A 1,081-nucleotide genomic window follows, 5' to 3' on the forward strand; every position below is an offset into this window, starting at 1 on the left:
GACCGTACAAAAGCTCCGGCATTAGCTCTTCTTCTTTCGCCTTGACAGCACCAGAATCATCCGTTTCGTACACTTTGTGGAATCTCTTGCTTTCCTTCGAGACTGAAGACTTTCTGTTCAGCAAAAGTTGAAGAATGGCCAATCTCCTGACATAGTCTTTTGTGGTGTCTGTGTACCTGTCAAGACTCTTCTCGAGGGTTACGGCGTCCTCATCATCCACAAAACTCGCAAAAATTTCTCGTGCAATCTTCCTCGTCTTTGCGTCTCTCGTCTTTGACTTTTTCCAAGCTGCGAAACCAAAGTCAGATTTTTTGGTGGGAGACGAGCGAGAGGCCTTTCCGCGCTCTCCGATTTTGATATTGGCAAGTTCTGTTTTTTTGGTGGACTCTCCCTTCTTGGGTTTTGTGACTTGAACATCAACGAGGAGAGTTCCCCTCTTTTTGGGGGCGATGCCCATCGTGCTTGCAAGGCGTGTGCGAAGGAGGACTGCCTCGTCTCTTGCTTCTTTTTCTTCTTGGTCAAGTTCTCGCAAAAGTTCCTTCTTCTCCTTTCCCCGAAGTTTCTCGGCTTCTTCTCGTCTCTCGCCGATGCTCTCGAGTTTCTCCAAAAGGAACCTTCCTGCTTCTGTTCTTGGAGCGAGCGATTCTCTCGCTTCTTCTGCCGCTTCGAAAATTTCTTGGACAAGTTTATCCATTCGCTGTCTCTGTTTCTCAGTGAGCTTCACTCTCTCCTCGGGCTTTGGGAAGCGCAAACGACCACCTTCTGGGATTTTTTCTTTTGTCAATCTTTTTCTCTGTTCCTTGACTTCTTCCAGAATTTTCTGAATATCCTCTGACCTTCTTTGCAAAATGGCAAAGTCTTTGTATGTGATTGGAATGTCATAGACTCTCTTCTTCTTTGACTTTTCCTCGTTCTTGACGACCCGAGAAATTGTCGGAATGGAAGCCCGAGAGATTGGCTTGTCTTCCGTTTCTCCCGCAGCGTATCTCTGCTCCCAAGTCTTTACCAGGTTCACGAATCTATCATACGGCTTTTCCTCGAGTTCATAGACGTCAACATCTTCTTCGAGGTGAGTGCCAAC

Annotated in this window: 1 protein-coding gene; it reads right to left on the reverse strand. The window is 46.8% G+C overall.

The genetic code is table 11. The features are described 5' to 3' along the window. The coding region (locus tag GQO39_RS08945; RefSeq protein WP_198039453.1) for a hypothetical protein at positions 1 to 1,081 on the reverse strand (1,081 nt) is incomplete at both ends.

The organism is Bartonella refiksaydamii (assembly GCF_902652675.1).
Lineage (GTDB): Bacteria > Pseudomonadota > Alphaproteobacteria > Rhizobiales > Rhizobiaceae > Bartonella > Bartonella refiksaydamii.